This is a genomic window from Corynebacterium aurimucosum ATCC 700975 (genome assembly GCF_000022905.1).
Lineage (GTDB): Bacteria > Actinomycetota > Actinomycetes > Mycobacteriales > Mycobacteriaceae > Corynebacterium > Corynebacterium aurimucosum_F.
In genome coordinates this window covers 2,494,264-2,512,609 of sequence record NC_012590.1, presented here as the reverse complement: position 1 = coordinate 2,512,609, position 18,346 = coordinate 2,494,264, and the positions used below count along the sequence as shown (strand labels likewise).

At 57.7% G+C, this 18,346-nt stretch carries 14 protein-coding genes; 9 read left to right on the top strand and 5 right to left on the bottom strand.

Annotation, left to right across the window (positions count from 1 at the left end; all coding sequences use genetic code 11):
- Nucleotides 1-28: 28 nt before the first annotated feature.
- The 3 genes from ttdB to CAURI_RS12030 are packed head-to-tail and all read left to right on the top strand — an operon-like array spanning nt 29 to nt 3,425.
- Entirely contained in the window at nt 29-670 is a 642-nt protein-coding gene (gene ttdB / locus CAURI_RS12040; protein ID WP_010188703.1) for a L(+)-tartrate dehydratase subunit beta, read from the top strand.
- Complete coding sequence (locus tag CAURI_RS12035; protein WP_010188705.1) at nt 667-2,166, top strand: DASS family sodium-coupled anion symporter; 1,500 nt, start codon at nt 667-669, stop codon at nt 2,164-2,166. Before ttdB ends, CAURI_RS12035 begins: the two co-directional genes overlap by 4 nt.
- Nucleotides 2,167-2,210: 44 nt before the next feature.
- Nucleotides 2,211-3,425 (top strand): FUSC family protein, encoded by a 1,215-nt coding sequence (locus CAURI_RS12030; RefSeq protein WP_010188707.1) that lies wholly within the window; start codon nt 2,211-2,213, stop codon nt 3,423-3,425.
- A gap of 42 nt (nt 3,426-3,467) precedes the next feature.
- Here CAURI_RS12030 and CAURI_RS12025 read toward each other — a convergent pair whose 3' ends face one another.
- The 3 genes from CAURI_RS12025 to CAURI_RS12020 form a co-directional block, all read right to left on the bottom strand.
- A complete protein-coding gene (locus tag CAURI_RS12025) occupies nt 3,468-4,076 on the bottom strand; it encodes a hypothetical protein (protein WP_236660803.1) in 609 nt (202 codons plus the stop codon).
- A 223-nt stretch (nt 4,077-4,299) separates the two neighbouring features.
- Nucleotides 4,300-4,560: a hypothetical protein gene (locus tag CAURI_RS13865; RefSeq protein WP_157753255.1), complete on the bottom strand. Its 261-nt coding sequence runs from the start codon at nt 4,558-4,560 to the stop codon at nt 4,300-4,302.
- Nucleotides 4,561-4,782: 222 nt separating this feature from the next.
- Nucleotides 4,783-5,703, bottom strand: a complete 921-nt coding sequence (locus CAURI_RS12020; protein ID WP_010188710.1) for a hypothetical protein — start codon at nt 5,701-5,703, stop codon at nt 4,783-4,785.
- Nucleotides 5,704-5,892: 189 nt separating this feature from the next.
- Here CAURI_RS12020 and CAURI_RS12015 point away from each other — a divergent pair, with 189 nt between their 5' ends.
- The 6 genes from CAURI_RS12015 (at nt 5,893) to CAURI_RS11990 (ending at nt 14,955) form a co-directional block, all read left to right on the top strand.
- A complete protein-coding gene (locus tag CAURI_RS12015; RefSeq protein WP_010188712.1) occupies nt 5,893-6,984 on the top strand; it encodes a hypothetical protein in 1,092 nt (363 codons plus the stop codon).
- Between the two features lie 149 nt (nt 6,985-7,133).
- Nucleotides 7,134-8,426: an adenylosuccinate synthase gene (locus CAURI_RS12010; protein WP_010188714.1), complete on the top strand. Its 1,293-nt coding sequence runs from the start codon at nt 7,134-7,136 to the stop codon at nt 8,424-8,426.
- A 173-nt stretch (nt 8,427-8,599) separates the two neighbouring features.
- Nucleotides 8,600-9,946, top strand: a complete 1,347-nt coding sequence (gene purT / locus CAURI_RS12005) for a formate-dependent phosphoribosylglycinamide formyltransferase (protein ID WP_010188716.1) — start codon at nt 8,600-8,602, stop codon at nt 9,944-9,946.
- 567 nt (nt 9,947-10,513) lie between these two features.
- Entirely contained in the window at nt 10,514-11,017 is a 504-nt protein-coding gene (locus CAURI_RS12000) for a hypothetical protein (protein ID WP_010188722.1), read from the top strand.
- Nucleotides 11,018-11,292: 275 nt separating this feature from the next.
- Complete coding sequence (locus CAURI_RS11995; RefSeq protein ID WP_157860615.1) at nt 11,293-13,830, top strand: VaFE repeat-containing surface-anchored protein; 2,538 nt, start codon at nt 11,293-11,295, stop codon at nt 13,828-13,830.
- A gap of 213 nt (nt 13,831-14,043) precedes the next feature.
- Nucleotides 14,044-14,955 (top strand): class F sortase, encoded by a 912-nt coding sequence (locus CAURI_RS11990; RefSeq protein ID WP_010188735.1) that lies wholly within the window; start codon nt 14,044-14,046, stop codon nt 14,953-14,955.
- Between the two features lie 35 nt (nt 14,956-14,990).
- Here CAURI_RS11990 and CAURI_RS11985 read toward each other — a convergent pair whose 3' ends face one another.
- Entirely contained in the window at nt 14,991-15,818 is an 828-nt protein-coding gene (locus CAURI_RS11985) for a PRD domain-containing protein (RefSeq protein ID WP_010188737.1), read from the bottom strand.
- A 115-nt stretch (nt 15,819-15,933) separates the two neighbouring features.
- Nucleotides 15,934-18,042: a glucose PTS transporter subunit IIA gene (locus CAURI_RS11980; RefSeq protein ID WP_010188739.1), complete on the bottom strand. Its 2,109-nt coding sequence runs from the start codon at nt 18,040-18,042 to the stop codon at nt 15,934-15,936.
- Between the last annotated feature and the right edge of the window lie 304 nt (nt 18,043-18,346).

The window sequence follows — 18,346 nt, the reverse complement described above, 5'->3', positions numbered from 1 at the left end:
ACCGTATTCTCTGAAAGAAGGATTCATCATGAGCGAGAACACTACTGCCAAGACTCTCACTACTCCCATCTCGCAAGAGGACCTCCAAGACATCAAAGCTGGCGATGTCATCTTCCTCGATGGCTACATCGTGACATGCCGCGACGTAGGCCACCGTCGTGTCGTCGAGCTGGGCCGCGAATTGCCTCTTGATTTGAAGGGCGGCGCAATTCTTCACGCTGGGCCCATCATGCAGAAGGTGGAAGGCACTGACCGCAACGGTGACGAGAAGTATGAAGTGGTTTCCGTGGGCCCCACGACCTCCATGCGCATGGAAATGTTTGAGTATGACTTCATCGAGCAGACCGGTGTGCGCCTAATCGTCGGCAAGGGCTCTATGGGGCCTAATACTGAGGCAGGCTGCAAGGAATTTGGTGCGTTGCACTGCGTGTTCCCCGCGGGAAACGCGGTCATCGCGGCAACTGAAGTTGAGGAAGTCGAAGAGTCTTATTGGCGTGAGCTCGGGATGCCTGAGGCCCTGTGGGTAATGCGGGTGAAGCAATTTGGGCCACTCATTGTGTCCATCGATGCCAACGGCAACAACTTGTATACCCAGAAAAAGGAAGAGTACAACGCACGCAAGGAGACGATCCTCGAGGATCTGTACGAAAAGGTTAGGTACATCAAATGAGTGCCGTGCTTCCTACGGACACACCTCCGGAGGATCATCATGCGGTAGCGGAGCGCCCACCTTCTGCTGAGGTTCACCCCATCGGTCTTGCCATAGCGGTGGGGGTAGGCGTTGCCGTATGGCTTGTGCCCACTCCTGAAGGACTTCAGCCGAATGCATGGCACCTTTTGGCAATATTTCTCGCGACCATCGTGGGAATCATCATCAAGGCAGCTCCCATGGGTGCGTTGTCTGTTGTCGCTATCGCGTTATGCGCGGGCACTCAAGTCCTCGCACCAGGGGAGCCTGGCGAGTCAATGTCGTTGGCGTTGTCTGGATTTTCCAATTCCACAATTTGGCTCATTGTATCCGCGTTCTTCGTCTCCCGGGCAGTGATTACCTCGGGTTTAGGCACACGCATGGCCCTGTGCTTCGTGCGGTTGTTTGGTAAATCGACGTTAGGCTTGGCCTATGGGCTCGGGTTAACGGATCTTGCTCTCAGCCCATTCATCCCTTCAAACACTGCCCGCGCCGGCGGAATTGTATATCCCATTACCAAGTCCATTTGCTTGAGTTCAGGCTCAGACCCAAACGATCCGAGTACGTTCCGCCGCATCGGCAGCTATCTCGCATTGACCGGCTACAACATGAATCTCGCGGTGTCCGTTGTCTTTTTCACCGGTGCTGCTCCCAACGCAATGGCAGCGAAATTTGCAGCAAATGACAACGTGTCGATTACGTGGGGCGGCTGGTTCCTCGCGGCTGCAGTACCGGCAATGGTAGGCGTGTTGCTCGTACCGCTTGTGGTCTATGCCATGAACAAACCTGAGCTGACCAAGACCCCGGAGGCCCCGGCAGCAGCCGCACGGGACCTGGCGGCGCTTGGGCCTATGCGGCGTTCAGAGTGGGTCACGCTGGGAGTTTTCCTCCTCATGATTGTCCTGTGGATCTTTGGCGGGCGTCTTGTCTCTGCTACGGCAGTAGCTTTCTTAGGGCTCGGCATCTTGCTCTTGACCAGTGCCCTGACCTGGAAGGACATGAAATCTGAGAAAGCAGCGTGGGACACGCTCGTATGGTTCTCTGCCTTAGTCATGATGGGCACGCAGCTGAACGAGCTTGGCTTTGTTGGCTGGTTTGGAGACAACGTCGGTTCGTGGGTAGAGGGGCTTAACATGGGGACGCTGGGCACGTTTGCTCTGCTCACAATTCTGTACGCACTGGCGCATTATATGTTTGCCTCTGGTACAGCGCATACCGCAGCCATGTTCACAGTCTTCTTCAGCGTCGGCTTAGCCCTGGGCCTTCCTGGGGTGCCATTGGCCGTCTTCCTCGGAGCGATTCCAACGATTTTCGGTTGTCTTACTCACTACGGAAATGGCCCTGCACCGATTTATTACGGCTCCGGTTATGTGGATCTGGGCCTGTGGTGGAAGGTCGGCGGCGTCCTCGGAGCCTTGTACGTTCTAATCTGGCTCTGTATCGGTATTCCTTGGTGGATGCTTTTAGGCCTGTGGTAGTTCGCACAGCCATGGTTTTCAGTTATGAGTAAAATACGGAAACCATGGCTGAGGAAACGTCGAGTTCGTCAAGTACCGTCAAGCGCGTTCGCAAAACTACCCGCGAGCAGCTGCGGTTGGTGGATAAGTCACTCAAAGCGCGCCTCACGCGTATCCGCAACCGGCTCGTGTTTATGCTTCAGTGCACCCTCGGTGCGGGCTTGGCCTTCTACGTGGCACACGACTTCTTCGGCCACGATCAGCCTTTCTTCGCACCGATGGCCGTGATCATCATCCTGGGCCTATCTGGCAACGATCGCCTCAAGCGCGCCATCGACATGTCCATTGGCGGCATCGTGGGCGTGCTGGTGGGCACGCTGCTTGTCGATGCCCTCGGGACCGGGCCTATCCATATGACCATCATCATCGGGTTGGCCCTGATTATCGGCTCCTTTGTCACCAGCTCGCAGCTGGTGAGCAACCAGATCGTCATCGCGGCCATCCTCATCGCCACGATTCTTCCACCGGAAGAAATGGGTGGGCTCTCCCGCGCCATTGACGCCATCATCGGCGCGGTCATTGGCCTCACAATGATCGTGTTGATCCCCTCCTCGCCCCTGCGCGCAGGGCGCTCGGAAGTCTCGAAAGTCTTGGGCATTACCTCACTGGTCCTGTCTGATGTGGCCAAGGGACTAGAGGAGAATGACCCCGAAACCATCACTGAGGCCCGCGATGCCGTGCGCGGCACGCAGGATGACATCAACAACATGCTCAACGCCACCAAAGGTGGTGCGGAGACTGCACGGCTATCACCCTTCCTGTGGAGCACGCAGCGCACCGTGCGCTCCCTGGAGCGCATCCTCACTCCTGTTGACAACATGGTCCGTGGCACCCGCGTGCTCTCCCGCCGTGCGCTTGTTCTCGCCGAGGACGGCGACCAAGCCACCGCCGAGCAAGTTGAGATCATCGACGAACTTGCTGAAATCACGATGGAGCTCTCCGACCTCTATACCCACCAAACAGCGCATGAGCGCCGCGTGGATGAAGCGCAAGCCATTCCGGAAATAGTCAACCGCCTGCGCCAGCTAGGTGCCCGCTGCTCGATGGACATCGCCGGCGAGGAAGCAGTGCTCTCCGCCTATGCCGTACTGGCCCAGACTCGCTCCATCATCGTGGACCTGCTCATGGTGTGCGGCATGTCCCGCGAGTCAGCCGTGGCGCAGCTCGTGCCCACCTCCAAGCACCCGGCCTATCCGCCGGAGGTCTGGGAAGAGGATTAGGGTTTGAGACTCGGGCAGTGAGAATTTTGGAGGAAATTCGAGCTATTTGCTCGGTGAGGGCAAATCAGAAGTGACTCTGGCGGCCAATAGCGAACTGCTTTGGAAGTACCGAGGTCTCTTCACAAATGCGGATCCACGACCGCTAGCTTCGTGCACGATGTCTTGCTTTTCAGCGGTAGTGAGAGTTGAGGGATGCTTGGACCCACTGAGATGATAAACCTTGTACGTATTCTCTGGAGGGTAGCTTTTAACGAATGGATCAGAGAGCGCGTGGCTCATAATTTTCCCGAGGCGTTTTTCCTCGGGGTCGGATGATTTCTTAAGCGCATCTGAAGTCTTTTTATTCCAGCTGGAAGCGATTTCAATGTCTAAGACCTTTGGATAGATTCCGACGATTTTCTGGCTGAAATAGAAGCCAATGTAATCCACTTTCGCAAGAGGCGTGGAGGCTTCCAGGATGACGGCACCTACCCTTTGATAAAAGGTGAAAAGAGAATCGTCGGCATGTCCCAAGATGGCGGTGTTGAGTTTTGGTGTGCGTTGAGCAGCCAGCTTGGTAACACGTTCGAGGTTTTCTAGCCATAGCCTTGCATCTTGGTCTATCCAACTGGCGAGTCTAAGAATTTTCTTTAATTCTACGGTTGGATCCACGTTGAGAAGTGAGTCCTGATGCGCACACCGGTTTCGAAGGACATTGAGGTCTGTCAACAGGGCTGCAACTATCTTTCTGCTGCCTTGGCCTGGAAATGCGTTGCGAAGGTATTTTCTCCAGATTTCCTCATTGGCATCGGATTTCGTGGAAAGAAGTGAAGCCCAGTACCCCATGTTCAGATGCGCGATGATGTCGTCTTTGGTGACAGGGCGCTTGTATTTCTTAGCTAGCTATCGTTGATAGTGCTGAAATATCGAAAGAATCTTGGTTCCAGCCGAAGTCAAATGGGTGAGCGTTGGCAAGTGAATCGCTCATAGCGTTTCGAAGCAAGACTTCTGTGTGATGAATTACTTCAGACAGCGCAGCTGCGATTTGTGCGTTCAGTTCATAGAGCTTCCATGCCTCTTCCACCGTTCCGCATTCTTCGAGGTATGGGGCGAATCTGGCATCAGATACCCAAGAAATTTTGTGCGTTAGTGGCATGGGTTTGTTCTTTCGGGAGTTGAGAGTGGTAGAGTCTTCCGCAGACCGCCTAGGTGCATTGCACAATGCGCATGCGGTGAGGATTCGGTTTCGAGCCTAGTGCCGAAAAGGTAATGCTGGCCGAATCCTCCTTTCGTTTTACATTCAACCCGAGAATCGTGCCCGCTTTCCCAGATAGTGGCGCTGCAGTTGAGGGCAGTTGTTCGAAGGCTGGGAAGTGAATTAGGGCCGCACTATCTGTAGGTCCCGCAGGTGACGGTAGAACGTCACGCGCTTGACCGGCCGCTTGGCGCGGACTCCATCGACGCTCACGCTTAGTGACGGCCCCCCGGCCTGCACCGCTCGGCCCTGTATGACGCTGGCGGGGTCGAGCTGGCCCGGTTGGGCAGGCTTGCGCAGGCGGGCGAAGAGTCCACGGCGCGGTGCTGCGTCCGCCTCAAAACTGGTAACCGCCTTCGCCGCCACGATGCCCGGCGCATCTGTCATTGGTACGAGCTTTGCACCGAAGACATTTTTCTTGCGGTCAGCACGCAGTAGTATGGCATCGTCGACGATAATTTCCCCGGTTATTTCCTCATTCGACCATTCCGCAATCGTTGCCGAACCCGCCACGGCAAGGCCCGCATCGTTGCGGATAAGCGGCACCGGCTTGACCGGTGCGGTCAGGGCAAAGGAGAGCGCCTCCTCGACAACCGCGACCTGGTCGGCAAGACCCTGGCCGGTTTCGTGTGTTTTCAGGCCCCAATTCATCGCCGCGGTGGAGTACTCGCCGGTGGGGACGAAGCCCACCTCGGCCCACAGGTAATCCGCTCGCATCATGCGGGTCAGTACGGCGCTAAGAGCGGCATCGTTGCCGATCACCACGATGCGCAGCGACTCGTTCAGGAATGGGGCTTGCGGTGCTGGCCCCGGTGCGCCGAGGTGGCTCACGTCCGGTTGCGCGGCAATCTCATCCAGCGATGGGGTGGGGTCCTCCGGCAGGATTTCCTTGGCCAGTGCATCAATAGTCTTCAGCTCTTGCCGGCTGGGAACCTCCGCGACGCGGAAGTACTCGATACGTACTCCGTGCCGGGCAGTCTCAGTGAGTGCAGTGGTATGAGCGTCGGTGAGGTGGCCGCCGCAGTCTAAAAGTGCACAGATCATACAAGAAGCATAGAAGCGTTGGAAGGGCTTGGCTAAAAAGCTCCTTCAGTGACGCACAAACAGCGGAGCTTTCCCCAGAAAAGTAGTGCGCGTCACATTCTGCCAGTAGGCTCCAAGGCAACGCCAAACTTCTTAATACTCAACTCTTCCACTCAATTCTTCTTTGTCTAACAGCTGGAGGTAATCACCATGTCCGCCCGTATGACAACCCTTGCGCTTGTATCCACCGCTGGTCTCTTGATGAGCTCGTGCAGCTTCATGGGAGGTTCGCTAATTGAAACCGAGGAGCCGGCATTCACTGAGGCCGCCGCTGAGTCGACGACGAGTTCTGCGACGACTACTTCTTCTAAGGCCACCTCGACGTCCAGCAGTGCATCCTCCTCAAGCGTCAACGCTGACTGCGACGAGAAGCAAGAACTCGAGGACACCAAACTCAGTAAGGTCCTAGAGAATGAAGAAGCCTACGTGAAGGGATCCACTGAGAAATTTGAAGACGTGAGCGTCGGTGAGGATGAATATGATCCCTGTAAGTTCCTCAGCTATGTGGTGTTGGAAGGCAAGTTTGATGGGAAGGATGTCAAGGTTCCCGTCTTCTTTTCCAAGGGTGCTCTCAGGGACGAGGATGCCCTCTACATCACGTCCTCTTCCTTAGAGGTGGAAGAGGATGGTGAAGGCTATACCTATGAGTCCGAGACCGATGGCGACATCGTCGGTGTCGAGGGCAAAGTAAACAAGCGTCCGGGCACCGAAGCCACGTCGATGGAAAATTCCTTCGACGGCGTGAACTCGGACATCTTCTTCATTGACGTCAAGTCAGAGACCACCGACTCGGCGGATCTAGCCCAGGATGAGGAGGATCTCCGCGGCGAAACGCTCTTCGATATTTCCGCTGATGGCTGGAACTTGGTGTGCGGTATTGATGCGTCTGAAAAATCCATTGACTGTGCACATGGCGATGACGGAGCCTGGGTCGTCAAAAGCGATAAGACTAACCTGCCGGAAGATATGGAATTCGATGTGGTGAGCCTCCGTCCGCTGGAGGGAGAAACCAGTTTCAACCAGGGCGGTGTCGACAACCTCCCAACTGATGGCAAGAAGATCGAAAGCAACGGTCTCTACCGAATTGGCGTCGATGACATCGAAGCCCAAATTGCCGTTGTTGACGATGGCGTCATTATCAGCACCCCAAACAATTCGAGGCTGATGTTCACCAATGACGCTATCTTCATCGAAGAGAAAGACAAGGGCGACGGTGCTAATTCAAACACCGAAACCGCTTAGGAGGGCTTAAAGGAGATTCGAGACGAACCTCTCCCCGGTGTGAGGGCGCATCATTTCCTGACGAGCTTGTCACAAACTCAACACTGCACCAATATGGCGGGTAAAGTAGGTGCGTATTTGACTTCAATAAATAGGAAGTGACACCAAACATGGCAGCGATCGTCATCGTCGGCGCCCAATGGGGCGATGAAGGCAAGGGCAAGGCTACTGACATTCTCGGCGGCAAAGTCGATTACGTAGTGAAGCCCAACGGCGGTAACAATGCCGGCCACACCGTCGTGGTCGGCGGCGAGAAGTATGAGCTGAAGCTCCTTCCCGCCGGCATTCTTTCTGAAAACGCCACCCCGGTCCTGGGCAACGGCGTGGTGATTAATCTGGAGGCCCTCTTCGACGAGATCGATGGCCTCGAAGCCCGCGGCGCTAACGCGTCGCGCCTGAAGATTTCCGCCAACGCGCACCTCGTGGCGCCCTACCACCAGACCTTGGACCGCGTGCAGGAGCGCTTCCTGGGCAAGCGTGCCATCGGTACCACCGGCCGTGGTATTGGCCCGGCCTATGCCGATAAGGTCGCGCGCATCGGTATCCGCGTGCAGGACATCTTTGATGAGTCCATCCTGCGCCAGAAGGTCGAGTCCGCCTTGGACATTAAGAACCAGATGCTGGTGAAGATGTACAACCGCAAGGCCATCGAGCCGGAGCAGGTTGTGGAATACTTCCTGAGCTACCGTGACCGCCTGCGCCCAATGGTTATTGAGGCCGAGCTGGAACTGAACCAGGCCCTGGATGAAGGCAAGCACGTTCTCATGGAGGGCGGCCAGGCCACCATGCTGGATGTTGACCACGGCACCTACCCGTTCGTTACCTCCTCGAACCCGACTGCTGGCGGCGCCGCTGTGGGCTCTGGTATTGGCCCGACGCGCATTACTACCTCCCTGGGCATCATCAAGGCTTACACCACCCGCGTCGGCGCGGGTCCTTTCCCCACGGAGCTTTTCGATAAGTGGGGCGAGTACCTACAGACCACCGGTGGTGAAATCGGTGTCAATACTGGCCGCAAGCGCCGCTGCGGCTGGTACGACTCTGTGATCGCCCGCTACGCCACCCGCGTCAACGGCTTCACGGATTACTTCCTGACCAAGCTGGACGTGCTCACCGGCATCGGTGAGATCCCCATCTGCGTGGCCTATGACGTTGACGGCAAGCGTTACGACGAGATGCCGCTGACCCAGTCTGAGTTCCACCACGCCGAGCCCATCTTTGAGACCATGCCGGCCTGGGATGAGGACATCACGGGCTGCCAGACCTTTGAGGAGCTCCCGCAGAAGGCTCAGGATTACGTTCTGCGCCTGGAAGAGCTCTCCGGCTGCCGCATCTCCTACATCGGTGTCGGCCCCGGACGTGACCAGACCATCGTGCGCCACGACGTCATGCAAGATCAGTAAGGCGCCGCCTAGTCCAGGGCGCTCATCGTCCCACCCCTTCCAAAACCATCGCATGGAGAGGGATGGGACGATTTTACTGTTTTGTTGTTGCTAAAGACTCTAGAACCGGATGATGGGAACGAGACGGGACGTCGCCAAGCAATGCAGTGCTAAAAGTATGCGATAATTCGAGAATGACTACCGTAGGCGACATCGCAGGCCAGATCGGAACCCCTCTAACAGGAAACGCCACCAAGGTGCTGCTCCTAGGAGCAGGTGAGCTGGGCAAGCAGTTGGTAATTGCCTTTCAGAACTTAGGGCTTGAGGTTCACGCCGTGGACCGCTACGCAGGAGCACCCGCGCAGCAGCTTGCGCACTTTAGCTACATCGCAGACATTAGGGACCCGTACAAGGTGTGGGAGCTGACCGAGCGCATCAAGCCGGACTACGTGGTCCCAGAGGTGGAGACTGTCGCGGTGGAGGCGCTGAAGCGCATTGAGGAATTCGGCACCACCGTCGTGCCCTCGGCGCGGGCGTGTGAGCTGACACAGTGTCGGGAGAGCGTGCGTGAGGTAGCTGAAAGCATCGGCCTGCCCGTCACTGCCTATCGCTTTGCTGAGTCCGCTGAGGAGCTGCAAGAGGCAGTGGGGGAGTTGGGACTGCCGTGCATCGTGAAGCCGGATATTACGACCTCCGGGAAGGGGCACGTTCTTCTAAAGGATGAGGAGGACGTGGAGGAGACCTGGTCCATGGTGCGACACGTGTCCTCGGAATATAAGCGCGTCGTGGTGGAGCGCTTCGTTGACTTTGATTATGAGGTCACGCTGCTTGCTGTGCGCTCCATTGACCCGGCTACGGGCAAGATGGCTACGTGGTTCAGTGAGCCCATTGGCCACCGCCACGAGAAGGGGGATCTGGTGGAGTCCTGGCAGCCTATGGCGATGAGTGAGGATGCCCTGGCGAACGCACGCTCCGTTGCGGCGCGTATCTCCAATGAATTGGGCGGGCGTGGCGTCTACGGCGTTGAGCTTTTTGTTGCGGGTGATGAGGTGTATTTCTCCTCCGTCTCTCCGCGTCCTTTGGACACCGCCATGCTGACTGGATATACCCAGCGCTTCTCTGAATTTGAGCTACATGTCCGCGCGATTCTGGGCTTCCCCATCGACGTGACGTTGGTCAGCCCCGGTGCTGCGGTTATTCTGCACGCAGACGCGGAGCTTGATGACGTTACCTTTACCGGCCTCGACACCGCCCTCTCCTACGAGGAGACGGATGTGCGCCTGTTTGGTAAGCCGTGGGCCTATGCCGGCCGCCGCATGGGCATGGTGGCCACGACTGCCGAGGACGTTGAGACCGCCCGTGACAGGGCGGCGCTGGCGGCGGGAAAGATTACTGTCGGGCCGAATGCTGATAGAACCGTTCACGGTGACTCGCAGCCCGTGGAGCCGACCGCCACGGTCGTCTCCGACATTGAGGTCATTGAAGTGCCAGAGCCGGTTATCGACGTCGACCCTAAACTCATGCGTTCCACCGATGATTAAAGAAACAGTGACGTTATAAGTTAAGGGGAATGTTACCCCACGCCTTGACTGCGAGTGGGGTGCTGAATGTGATTGGAGTGGCCGTGCGATACGTGCGGCCACTTCCGCGTATTTTTGGGGGCTATTTACCGGCGGGCCGGGGTGATGCGTGTGGGGTATCTTCCGTGCGGGAAGTTAGTCGGCGCAGCACCGCCTTAAGAAAATGCTTATGCAAAAATTAAGAAAGCTTAAATGAGCTAGCCTAAGAAAATCTAAGCTATGTGTCGTGTCAACATTAAGGGGAGCATAGTGGCGAAAAACGGACCAAAGGCGGTGTGCATAGCACGTTTTCCTGCTAAATTATTGCCCGATGGGGATATAGGGAAAGCTTATGCAGAAATCAACTATCTTGCAGCTAGCTGTGAGCGATGATAGTATCCTGAGCGGGCTATAAGATTATGTGAGATTCTTAAGGGGAATCGCCCGTAAGGGCATAAAACCCTACGTCCAGATTTCAGATTGTCGCAGCGGAAACTTGCTGCTGTGCAGAACAGCTTGTAGACATTCACATCATTCTAAGGGGAAACAATGGGTAAATTAAGCAATATTTCCAGAGAGGGGTGGATGGTCCTTACTGCTGTTTTCACAGCAATAGTAGTGATTGCGGCCATGGTCACCGTTCCCTGGGCTAAGGCCAATGCGGCTGAGCCAACTGACTTCGTACCGAATATGACGCTGGGAGCGCAAGCAGAGAATCCTTATGTTGACCACTCGTGGGGGGAATTGGTCTGGGCGGGAAAGCCGCCGCGTGTAGCCGGTAATGCCGAACGGGGGAACGAGGCTAACGATGTTGGATGGGCATGGTGTATCGATACGACTATTTATGGGCCCATGAATACCTACAGCGCCTACAAAGCTGAAACTGCCGGTAAGGCTCCCATTCCTGAAGGCTTCCGTGATGCTGCGATCAACTTAGCCGTGAAATTGCGGGATGCCACCGAGCGTGAAGACAAGGGCGCGGCCAGTCGGTACTCGGTGTATTTGGCTGCTGTTCTTGGTGCAGACCAAAAAACCAAACTGCCGCAGTGTTAACAATCACTGGTGAGGACCGTGCCTACAAGGCGCCCGGAGGTTTTGAATGGTATCCGTATTTCAATGGGTCTCCCGAGGAGTTTAAACAGCTTACAGGCTATGGGATCGAGACTTTCAGAATCACTGATGATTACGGATTTGAAACTGATGATTACGGATTTGAATTTGTAGCTGACCCTACAGTCGATATCCCGGCAGCTCCTGCCGATTCATTTATTACGATTGTTGGCCCGGACGGAAACCTCGAAAGGGGCGATCTCGATGCACAGCGTGTCATGCCGCCGGATCAGCCGGGACTGCCGGATGACGAGGGGGAGTCTGTTGAGCCGAAGATTTCGACGAATGCTGACTTTGCGAATGGTGCAACTGAGGTTGTTGCTGGTGCGCAGGTTAACGATACGGTGAAGTATGAGGGTCTGGTTCCGGGTAAGGAGTACACCCTTAATGCTGAGCTGATTTCTAAGAAGGACGGCAAGACCGTTCTGGGTGAGGGTGAAGAGACCTTTACTCCGGATGCTGCTAACGGCGAAGTTGTCGTTGAGATTGTTGTTGATGAGTCTGTGACGGAGCCGGTTGAGGCTGCGGTTGCTTTCGAGGAGTTGACTTCTGTTGAGGTCGACAAGGATGGCGAGGAGACCCCGGATGCTACTCCGGAGAACCCGAACCCCATCGCTGAGCACAAGGACATCAACGATGAGGCTCAGACTGTGACCTCTGAGAAGAAGCCTGTTGAGCCGAAGATTTCGACGAATGCTGACTTTGCGAATGGTGCAACTGAGGTTGTTGCTGGTGCGCAGGTTAACGATACGGTGAAGTATGAGGGTCTGGTTCCGGGTAAGGAGTACACCCTTAATGCTGAGCTGATTTCTAAGAAGGACGGCAAGACCGTTCTGGGTGAGGGTGAAGAGACCTTTACTCCGGATGCTGCTAACGGCGAAGTTGTCGTTGAGATTGTTGTTGATGAGTCTGTGACGGAGCCGGTTGAGGCTGCGGTTGCTTTCGAGGAGTTGACTTCTGTTGAGGTCGACAAGGATGGCGAGGAGACCCCGGATGCTACTCCGGAGAACCCGAACCCCATCGCTGAGCACAAGGACATCAACGATGAGGCTCAGACTGTGACCTCTGAGAAGAAGCCGTCCGAGACCCCGACTCCGGACAAGCCGGGCGAGTCCACGACTCCGGCAACGTCTGAGGAGACCACTTCGGAAACGACTTCGAAGACGCCTGAGGAGTCCACTTCCAAGACAACTGAGGAGACTACCTCGAAGACGACTCCGAAGACGACCGAGCCGGGTGACGAGACCTGCGAGTCGACAACCCCGAACAAGCCGGGGGAGTCTACAACTCCGGGTAAGCCTGGTGAGTCCACGACGCCGACCGATCCGTGCGAGTCCACGACTCCGAAGACGACTTCGAAGACTTCTGAGCCGGGTAACTCTACTGAGAAGACCACTCCGAAGACGACTGAGCCGGGTGACGAGACCTGCGAGTCCACGACCCCGTCTAAGCCGGGTGAGGAGACGACCCCGAACGAGCCGGGTGAGTCCACGACTCCGAATAACCCTTGTGAGTCCACCACGCCGGGCAAACCTGGTGAGGAGCCGTCTGAGTCGACGACTCCGCGTGAGCCGGGTGATGAGTCTGGTAAGCCGAAGATTTCGACGAATGCTGACTTTGCGAATGGTGCAACTGAGGTTGTTGCTGGTGCGCAGGTTAACGATACGGTGAAGTATGAGGGTCTGGTTCCGGGTAAGGAGTACACCCTTAATGCTGAGCTGATTTCTAAGAAGGACGGCAAGACCGTTCTGGGTGAGGGTGAAGAGACCTTTACTCCGGATGCTGCTAACGGCGAAGTTGTCGTTGAGATTGTTGTTGATGAGTCTGTGACGGAGCCGGTTGAGGCTGCGGTTGCTTTCGAGGAGTTGACTTCTGTTGAGGTCGACAAGGATGGCGAGGAGACCCCGGATGCTACTCCGGAGAACCCGAACCCCATCGCTGAGCACAAGGACATCAACGATCAGAACCAGACGGTTCCGAAGCCGACCGAGGAAACGACCCCGAACAACCCGGGTGAGGAGACCACCCCGAACGAGCCGGGTGAGGAGACCACCCCGAACCAGCCGGGCGAGGAAACCACTCCGAACAACCCGGGCGAGGAGACCACCCCGAACCAGCCGGGTGAGGAGACCACCCCGAACCAGCCGGGCGAGGAAACCACTCCGAACAACCCGGGTGAGGAAACGACCCCGAACCAGCCGGGTGAGGAAACCACTCCGAACAACCCGGGTGAGGAAACGACCCCGAACCAGCCGGGTGAGGAAACCACTCCGAACAACCCGGGTGAGGAGACGACCCCGAACGAGCCGGGTGACGAGCCGTCGGAGTCCACGACCGAGACCCCGGATAAGGGCGACGGCAATGACAAGGACGACAACGATGGCAGCTCGAAGAAGTCTGACCTGCCGTGGTGGCTGCTGCTCATCCCAGGTCTGGGCCTCATCAAGCTCATCATCGATGGTGGCAACGGTGGCAACGGTGGTGACCACGATGGTGGTAAGGGCACCTCTGAGGTCGTCGAGGAGAACGGCCGTGGCGGTGACCATGGTGAGTCCACCGGTGACAACGCTGGTGAGCCGTCCGAGCAGACTGGTGACAACACCGGTCGTGATGACCGTGAGGTCACGGTCCTGGACACTACCCCGCCGGAGGACGCTGGCATGCCGCTGCCGTCCAATGCTGAGCGTGTCGAGATCAAGCACGTACCGTCCGGTGCGACCAAGCTTGAGCCTGGCATGAAGGACTTCATCAAGTAGTCCGCCTCATCTGCCGGCCCCTAGCCCCACAGGGCAGGGGTTGGTAAGGGCAGAACTTGTGTAGGGCAGTCCCCTCCAGGGTTCATCGTGAACGCTGGAGGGGATTTGTCATCTATTGTTTAATTGGAAAATTTTTACTGAAGTGTGTTAGAAGCGCGCTGTCAGCTGTTTGGTGCTGTTGACTGCAGGTGTGATTTAAGGAGTTAGGAAGTTATGGCTGATTCGGAAGAGCCAAACGGTATCCCGGAGTACCCCGCGCAGGGCTCTGGGTCAGAATCGGAAACCGAGCCGACATCGTCGTCCGCGGCGGTGCCATCTGGTGGTGCGCACAGAAAGCCGGAAGACGGTGAGAAGAAGGGCGGTAAGAAAGCACTCTGGGCCATTCTGGCGTTGATTGCTATTGTTCTGGTGATCGTCCAGTTGGTGGTGTACTTCGGCCGTGGTGGCGACGATGACGATGCTGGCGATTCGGCGGCATCGTCCACGGTGGCTGAGCAGTCGGAGGAAGCCGCACCGACGACGAACAATGATCCCTTCGTGGATGACTCCGGTGAGCAGGATAAGGAGATTGATGCGGCACCGGGTGAGTTCCGTGGCTTCGGTGCCATGTCCTTGGGCATCAACGATGAGTTCGCCGCCGTGGACCCGATTCAGGTTACGGATACCGGCATGCTGATTCCGCCGCGCGATGTGCAGCGCTTGGGTTGGTACTCCGCCTCCGCAGTACCGGGCGAGGCTGGCCCGGTGGGGTCCAGCGTTATCACCGGGCACATCAACTACCAGGGTCAGGGAACGGGCTTTGCGGAGAAGTTCACCACCCTGGAGCAGGGCCAGGAATTCACCGTCTTCATCGACGGTGAGGAGCGCAAGTTCCGTGTGACGGAGGCGCCGTACCGTCTGCCGAAGGGCTCAGGCTTCCCCGACGTGGTGAACGATACGCAGGGAGATAACCGCTTGGTCCTCATCACCTGTGGCGGCAAGTTTGTCGGCGGCGAGCTGGGCTACGAGGATAACATCATCACCGTGGCAGAGCCGGTGGCGCCCGTGGAAGGCGGTGCTGAGGCGCCGACCGATGGTGCTGTTGACGCGCCCGCTGAGGGCGCTGTCGAGGCGCCGGCGGCTTAGCCTGGTTGGTGAATCGCCTAAGCGGGGGTGATGGCTTAGGCGGAGGCCTCCTCCAGGCGCGCTATGTGCAGCGTCAGGTAGGAGACCTCATCGGGGGTAAGGGTGTCATCGAGGCGCAGCTCAATAAGGTTAGCCACCATCTGGGCGGTCTCGACGGCGTCGGGGTAGCGGGCGGAGATTGCCGTGGCCACTTGGCGGTCGTCAGAGTCGAGTTGTTGGTGCTCCGCCATGCGCACGAAGAGGTAGCGCAGGTGCGTGATGAAGCGGGCGACGGAGATGTCCTCGCTGTTGAGTTCCGTATCGTTGTGAGAGCCGATAACGGCCAGGATTTGCTGAATCAGACCTGTCATGCGGTAAGTGCCGGAGAGATCCCCGACCGCGAAGCCGGCGTTGACCAGATGCAGGGTGATGGCCACGGCTTCATCTGGAGCCAGCGGCTTGTGCAGGCCACTGTTGATGGCAGTGAGCAGTTGCTGCGCGAGGGCAAAGTCATCGGCGTAGAGGTGGCGCACCTCAGCTTCCAATGGATAAGTCACAGGCTTGCCGCGGCTGACCGCACCGTGGATGTGATCCGCAATCGCTACGACGAGCGTGAGTTTGCCGCGCAGAGCCTCAGACATGTCGACGGAATGCATGGCATCGATGACCAGCTGCACGTACTCGCCGGGGATACCGGCAATCATGGCGGCGAGGTGGTCCGGATCGCGGCCGGAATCGGGAACAAAGACCTTAACCACCTTGGCCGGGTCAACCTCAGTGCCAGGCTTTGCCTGGAAGCCAATGCCGCGGCCGGTGACAATGACGTCCTCCGCGCCGCGCCGTGCGAGCACGACGTTGTTATTGAACACGCGCAACAGTTGCACAGAGCACCTTTCTGGTTGAGGTTAAAACGACTAAAGCCGGCCACGATGGTGATTACATCGAGCCAGCTTAGTCAGGGTTCGTTAAAGGCGTGCTAAAGGTTCCCTAGTGGGTCCTTTAGCGGGTCGTGGTGATGACCGTATCGCCAGCGGAGGCATGGTTGAGGCCAGCCGGGGTGACGGCAGACAGTGCCTTGGTGTTGGTCACGGCCAGGACAATGGTGGTGTCGTAGCCGGCTTCGGTGACCTTGGCAAAGTCAACGGTGGCAAGCAGCTCGCCCTGCTTGACGGTGTCACCCTTCTTGACGGCCGGGGCGAAACCTTCGCCCTTCATCTTGACGGTGTTGATGCCGATGTGGACCAGGACCTCCACGCCGTCCTCGGTCTTGATGCCGTAGGCGTGGCCGGACTTCATGGCGCTGACAATCGTGCCGCTCACCGGGGAGTAAACGTCGTTGCCCTCAGGGACGATGCCCACGCCATCGCCCAGCGTTCCAGCTGAGAAGACCGGGTCATCGATCTCAGCCATCGGGACAACCTTGCCGTTGGCAGGGGAGGCGATGTCGGTGGTGGTGCCAGCGGCAGGCTCAGCAGCCTTGGCCGGGGCGTCTGCCTTGGTAGCGGTTGCGGTGGCAGCACCAGCACCGGCGCCGGCAGTCGCGGTGGCTGCGGGGGCGTCGGCAAGCGCGGCGTTGTCAGCGTTGTCGGCGTTGTCGAGCTCGGCCTTCTCAGCTGCCTCGCGGGCGGCCTTGGCCTCAGCGCGCTCCTCCGGGGTGCGGTAGTCGGTGAAGAGGATGAGCAGGAAGGCCACGAAGAAGGCCACAGCAATGGAGATGGCGTACTTGGCCATCGGGGTGAAGACCGGGATGGTCAAAAGGGAGGTGAAGACGAAGGCGTCGGTCGTAATGCCGTTCGTGCCCAGGGTCAGCAGAGCCACGGTCAGACCACCAGCGAAGCAGCCCACCAGCATGCGCGGGTAAATGCGCTTGTAGCGCAGGTGGATACCGTAGAGGGAAGGCTCAGACACACCACCGAGCAGGCCAGCCAGGAGAGCAGAACCGGAGGTCTGGCGCATCACGTTGTCGTGGTCACGGATGGACAGAGCCAGCACACCAGCGGTGGCACCGAAGCAGGCGAAGTTCCATGCACCCATCGGGCCTTGGATGAAGTCATAGCCCAAAGTCTGAATGTTGACCAGCATGAGGGCGTTAAGCGGCCAGTGCAGGCCCAGCGGAACCAGGAACGGGTAGAGCATCGGGATGGCCAGGGCGAAGACGAACGGAACGTTGTCATTCATCCAGGACAGTCCGGCGCCAATGCCGTTACCGGCCCACACGCCGAAGGGGCCAATGAGGAAGGCCGTCAGCGGGATGAGGACGATCATGGTGAGGAAGGGAACGAAGACCATGTGCACCGCGGACGGGATGATCTTCTGGAAACCCTTGTAGAAGAGTGCGGCAACAGCAGCCATGATGAGCGGGACGAAGACGTTTCCGCCGTAGTCCTGCAGCTGCATGGTCATGCCAAAGATCTCAATGGAGCACTGCTCCGCACCGAGGGTGTCGTTGGTGACACACTGGACCGCGGGGTTCTCCGAGAGATCGAGGAACTCCGGGGTGAATAGTGCGAGCATGACTGCCGCGGGAACCCAGGGGTCGATGCGCAGCTTCTTACCAGCGTTATAGGCCACCATCACCGGCAGGAAGAAGAAGACGGAACGCCACATGGCATCCACGAAGAACCAGGAGGCCGGCTTGTCCGGGGAGCGGAAGTCCACGACGCCGAAAGCATCCAGCACCGAGGCGAAGGCGATGACCAGGGAGGCACCCAGCAGCACGCCCAGGATGGGGCGGAAGGAATCTGAGAGATACTCGAAGAAGGTATCCATCCACGGCACCTTGCCCTTGGACTTGGCGCGGGCCGCGGCCTTGACATCGTCGTTGGATTGGCCGGCGGAGGCGCCGGCGTTCTTCATCTGTGGGAGAGCGTTGATCTCGTCATAGACCGTGGCCACGTCACCGCCGATGACCACCTGGTAGTTGCGGCCACCCTGGGGCACAGCGCCCATTACCTTGGGGATAGATTCGAGTGCTTCCTTATCGGCTTTGGAGGCATCAGCCAGCTCAAAGCGCAGGCGCGTAGCGCAGTGCGTGAAAGAGGTGATGTTCTCCGCTCCGCCGATGCCATCCAAGATGGCCTCGGCTGCCGAGCGAGTCTCTGTCGACATGAGAATCCTTTCGAGAGTAGGCAGGCACTGTGGCTAAAAACCACGAAAGACCTAGGCCACAATGGTTCATAGCGAACCATCCCCACACGGCTAAGAGTGGGGAGCCTAGGTCTTGCCCGAAGTAACAATCCTGGTTAGGAGCCTACTCCGGGGTTTTAATGGAGACAAGTTTCTGTGGGATAACGCACTTTGTCTTCGGGTGGGGCGCCAGTGGCCTGGGGAGTTGCTGAGGGAAGGCGATGGATTGGCGGCGAGAAGAGGTGCGTTGCCGTACTGTGAAAGTGTCGTAGTGTCACTGTGTGCC